The 4806-nt window shown below is 57.6% G+C and carries 4 protein-coding genes; all 4 read right to left on the bottom strand.

The features are described 5' to 3' along the window. Positions 1 to 171: 171 nt before the first annotated feature. A complete protein-coding gene (locus tag QWL29_RS26245; protein ID WP_305825801.1) occupies positions 172 to 522 on the bottom strand; it encodes a copper-binding protein in 351 nt (116 codons plus the stop codon). Positions 523 to 616: 94 nt separating this feature from the next. After that, entirely contained in the window at positions 617 to 2008 is a 1392-nt protein-coding gene (locus QWL29_RS26250; RefSeq protein WP_305825802.1) for a multicopper oxidase family protein, read from the bottom strand. A gap of 13 nt (positions 2009 to 2021) precedes the next feature. After that, positions 2022 to 3440, bottom strand: coding sequence for a TolC family protein (locus QWL29_RS26255; protein WP_305825803.1), 1419 nt, complete (start codon positions 3438 to 3440; stop codon positions 2022 to 2024). 828 nt (positions 3441 to 4268) lie between these two features. Continuing rightward, the gene (locus tag QWL29_RS26260; protein ID WP_305825804.1) at positions 4269 to 4706 is read right to left on the bottom strand and encodes a hypothetical protein; all 438 of its coding nucleotides are present in this window, start codon (positions 4704 to 4706) and stop codon (positions 4269 to 4271) included. Positions 4707 to 4806 lie beyond the last annotated feature (100 nt).

The raw sequence follows: 4806 nt of genomic DNA on the forward strand, positions 1-4806 counted from the left end.
AGCGGCCAGCTACGAATGGGTACATGATCCCACGAGTCTAAACACGTAGCGAGTGCGATTTTCGAGATTTTCATATTTACTCCTTGGTTGGTTGCAAACATACTCATCCCATCTTTTGCTGCTAGCGTCGACGCTGAGTTAGGACGACGACGCCTTGTACTACCTGGCTAATTACTTCTGAACTGCGAGCTGCGTCACGACGTATCGTCCCTCGAGCTTTTCGGCGACAAACTTGATTTTGTCGCCCGCTTTGAGGGAATCAAGCGCTGAGGCATCCTTCATACCAAACACCATCGTCATGCCTGGCATGCCCAGGTTCTCAAGCGGACCATGTTTGATGGTGAGTCGGCCGGTGTCTTTGTCTACCTTCTTAATTTCGCCATCGGACATGGTCGTCTCCTGACCGGCGACGGCAGCAGCTACATGATTTCCGTGGTCATGCGATTGGGCCATAGCGCTATTGAAAGCGGTCAGCGCGAACGTAGCTGCAGCGAAGTGGGTGACGATTTTTGCGATTTTCATTTGGTATCTCTTCTTTCAAGTTAGATTAGCGGTCGTTTTCTAACCGCCAGTTGCGACTTCGATTGACTACGTTACTCAGCAACGCTGTTTCCGGTCAGTGCCCGGAGTGCCCCGACGGTTTGCGAACATTAAACTCTACGTTCTGCGCTGGCTTTGGCGCAGGCATAGACTGCCCGCCGGCCGACGTACTCCTAACCGCTTCAGGCGGCGCGCCATTCCATTCGTAGGCTAGAGTTCCGGTTGGGTGCTTGTACCAACCTGGGTCGCTGTAATCGCCCCGCTTCTGGTCTTTACGGACTTTCATCACGGTGAACATACCGCCCATCTCGACTCCGCCAAAGGGGCCTTGGCCACCCATCATCGGAAGAGTGTTTTCCGGCAGCGGCATCTCCATTTCTCCCATAGAGCCGCCCGTAGAGCCCATTGCCATGTAATCCGGAATGATTGAACTAATCTTCTTCGCAGCGTCGCGCTGGGAGACGCCAATCATGGTTGGGACGTCGTGGCCCATGGCGTTCATGGTGTGATGAGACTTATGGCAGTGGAATGCCCAGTCACCAGGGTTATCCGCGACAAACTCAATGGCACGCATCTGGCCCACGCCGACGTCGACGGTCACTTCTGGCCAACGCGACTCCGGCCGGGTCCAACCACCGTCCGTGCCGGTCACTTCGAATTCGTGCCCGTGCAGGTGAATCGGGTGATTAGTCATCGTCAGGTTGCCAAAACGAATACGCACACGCTCACCCTGGCGCGCGACCATCGTGTCGATACCTGGGAAGACGCGACTGTTAAACGTGAACAGATTGAAGTCCAGCATTGTCGAGGTCTTCGGGACGAAGCTTCCTGGCTCGATGTCGTAGCTACCAAGCAGGAATACGTAGTCGCGGTCGACTTTCATGAAGTTGGGATTCTTCGGGTGGGTCACCCAGAAGCCCATCATCCCCATGGCCATCTGCACCATTTCGTCGGCATGCGGGTGGTACATGAACGTGCCCGGCCGCCTAGCCTCGAACTCGTACACCATCGTCTTGCCGGGCTGAATGCCTTTTTGCGTCAAACCGGTAACACCGTCCATACCGTTTGGCAGCGGTTGCCCATGCCAGTGGATGCTCGTGTGCTCTGGCAGGCGGTTAGTCACGAAAATACGGACACGGTCGCCTTCGACCACTTCAATGGTCGGCCCCGGTGAGGCGCCGTTATACCCCCAAAGGTTTGCTTTCATGCCTGGTGCAAACTCACGCACGACCGGCTCAGCAACCAAGTGGAACTCCTTGACACCGTTGTTCATGCGCCATGGGAGCGACCACCCGTTGAGAGTCACAACCGGGTTGTAAGGACGGCCGTTCGGTGGTGGCGGCGGAACCTGCGTCGCAGCGCTCTGCATGATTACTGCTTCGGGAAGGGAGGCTGCACCGACTCGGCTGACCACCCCGGCTCCAACCAGTGCCGCGGCACCGGTGAACAAATCTCTACGTGAAACCATCTCAACTCTCCAATTAATGTTCAGCTGCCGGCGCGGAGCTCGACGTTGCAACGGTTGGCCGTGAAACGGCCCCGCCGCTGCCGTTTATGGCCGCCTGCAGCTCGGTCTCTGCAATCCAGAAATCTCGTTGCGCTTCAATGGCGCCGTTGACGCTCGTGACTTGGTCGCGTGAGTCAGCTAACAACTCGAAAACGCTGGCAAGCATCCCGTTGTAGCGAAGGAGGACCTCTTCCGAAATCTGCTTCCTAAGCGGGACTACCTCGTCGCGATAGTGCTTGGCGACGTCATAGGTCGTGCGGTACGCCGAGTACGCTTCTCGCACTTCCGAGCGCGCGCGAACAGCAGCGTCGGCGGTGCGATTGACCGAGAGCATGTACGTTGCCTTCGCACGAGCACGTCGAGCCCCACCCCAGTCGAAGATAGGTAGCTCAAGCGATATTTCGTAGCCGTTCTCACGAGGCGCGCCGGTAGTGCTTTTGTTGGCGTATCCAGCGTCCAGAACATTGATAAAGCCTGTAGCGTTCGTCAGGCCCAGTGACCGAGCGGTAGCATCAACGTCCCGCTTCGCAATGTGGATGTCGAGTCGCTGCTCCATCGCAAGAGCCTCGAGCGCTCCCGGCTCATTCGGCTTTTGGGGGAGGTCTGGCAGACGGTCGGGAATCTTGTAGTTGACGTTCGAACCCCAGAGGCCTAGTAAGCGGACAAGTTGCTCTCGCGTTGCCGTAGAAGCGTGCCGGGCGCGGGCATACTGCGTCGTCGCCTCCGCGTAGAAAGCCTGCTCACGTGCCCTGTCCAGTTTGCTCCAGTTGCCAACCTTGGCTTGCTCCTGTGCGAGCCGGGCTCCAGCCTCGGCTGAAGTCACTACCTGGCTCATAAATTTCTCCGTCTGAGCAGCTGCAACAGCGCTGAAGTACGCGCGACGTGTTTCGCCAGCCAGACGAACTGCTTCTGATGCAGCCGTTATCTTTGCTTGCTCGAATCGGCCTTGCTCAATAGTGCTTCGCAGTGGAATAGTCAGCAGACCAATAAGGTCAAACATCACGCTACGTTCGATTTCGACTTCGTCGCCGCCACGCATCCGGCTGAATGAAAAGCCCGGGTTACGCATACGGCCGGCTTGGACAAAGTCGGCTTCGGATACACCGAGCTCAGCGAGCGAAGCTTGAAGGCCGCGGTTGTTGAGCAATGCAATCTGCACCGCAGAGTCAGGCGTCAACGGCGCTGCCAGGAGCTTGGAGACTTGGGCAGAGCTAGCCAGCGCGTCGTTGTCGGTTCTTTCGCCGGTCACTCCAAAGCCGATACGGGGCTGCGTCAACTTCGAGACGTCGCTCGCCCCGCCGTCATTGGACAACGTCGAACATCCGGCTAAAACCGATACGGCCAGCAAGAGACTGGAAGTCTTGAGTAATGGTGTGAAAACGATAGGCTTCATTTCTTCGTCTCTTTTCCTTGTTGCTGATGCTGTTCATGCGACGCCTCATTCGCCGCACCCTTTGCAGGGGCTGGGCGAGTAGCATTGGCCGGCATTTTTTCCTGGCCCATCTGGTGTCCTGCATGCGGGTCGGGCTTTGGCACCGGCGCCATCTGGTGCCCGGCGTGTGGGTCAGGCTTTGTCACCGGCGCCATTTGATGACCAGCGTGTGGGTCAGGCTTAGTCACCGGTGCCATTTGATGACCCGCGTGGGGGTCCTGCTTTACCGCCGGTACCATTTGATGGCCTGTATGCGCTGCTGGCGAACGTTGGCCAGTCGGGGCCGCTGGAGCGATAGCTTGAGCTGGCATCTGATGACCCGCGTGTGGGGTCTGGCCAGCCGGTTCGGCTGGTGTGCCTTGGCCGGCATGGGCGCCCGAAGTCGCGCCTTGAGTCGGCATCGTGTGGCCACTGTGGCTCCCTGCACCTTGCGCTGCTGGCGCGTGGCCCGCGTGAGCGCCACCGTGCATACCCTCACTCGCGACAGTAGCGTTAGCCTCTTTCCAAACTTTGTCAGGCGAGACGTTATCCGTAGCAGCCGGTAGGTAAGTAGAGAAAGCAGACGTGTACGTCGTTTGTGAAACCTGCGCAGCCGGGTCGGCCGCTTTGAGCGAAGCTGGTGGCTCGCCCGCGATGGACGCGAACGATGTTACGGCTACCGCAGTGGCGGCAACAAAACGTTTGGAGAACATAGTCGTCCCATAATCGAAAGTAGACGCGCAGCACTAATGCGCGACAAAAGCACAACGGAATACGAGCGAGTACGCGCGTCGTTGCTACCGAAAACGATTAAGCGGCGAGATGCCGGGGGGGACGTTCGAGACTGTCGGGAATGAAACCAGCGACAAGAGTAGAGCCAAAGGTCACATAGACCTCAGCGCTGTTGAAGGAGGGTTTGAAGGTCAAGAGCTGCGGCGGTGCAACCGCACCAACACAGCACGCAGCACAAGCACTGCATGAGCCATGCTTAAAGGTGTCGGAAGTATTGTCACTGTGGTCGTTGGATGACGCCATCTCAGGACATGCTTCATCATCACCTGACTGCTGGTCCATAGCGCCAACGTGCGAGCTAGTCGACGCACTGCTGTGGTCCATCGAGGCAACTGCGCCCATGGTCATACCCTGATGGCCAGAACTGCAGACGCGCAGCACATTTGCCGCGAATGCCTGGAAGGGCATCACGGCAATTAGCAGCCATAGCAGATAGGTTTTCAGGGTGCGATTCATTGGCTGAGAGTGTAGCACGGTCGTTTATGTCGTCAAGGCGACGCAAAACAGTCATTTGTATGTAAGCGTCAAACCACCACCGTCTAGACACTGAACGGCG

The sequence above is a fragment of the Massilia brevitalea genome, assembly GCF_030711405.1.
In the GTDB taxonomy this organism is placed as follows: Bacteria; Pseudomonadota; Gammaproteobacteria; order Burkholderiales; family Burkholderiaceae_D; genus Telluria; species Telluria brevitalea.

Excerpts from the sequence above, each read along its gene's own strand:
- QWL29_RS26245 (WP_305825801.1), bottom strand. The coding sequence starts at position 522 with ATGAAAATCGCAAAAATCGTCACCCACTTCGCTGCAGCTACGTTCGCG.
- QWL29_RS26250 (WP_305825802.1), bottom strand. The coding sequence starts at position 2,008 with ATGGTTTCACGTAGAGATTTGTTCACCGGTGCCGCGGCACTGGTTGGA.
- QWL29_RS26255 (WP_305825803.1), bottom strand. The coding sequence starts at position 3,440 with ATGAAGCCTATCGTTTTCACACCATTACTCAAGACTTCCAGTCTCTTG.
- QWL29_RS26260 (WP_305825804.1), bottom strand. The coding sequence starts at position 4,706 with ATGAATCGCACCCTGAAAACCTATCTGCTATGGCTGCTAATTGCCGTG.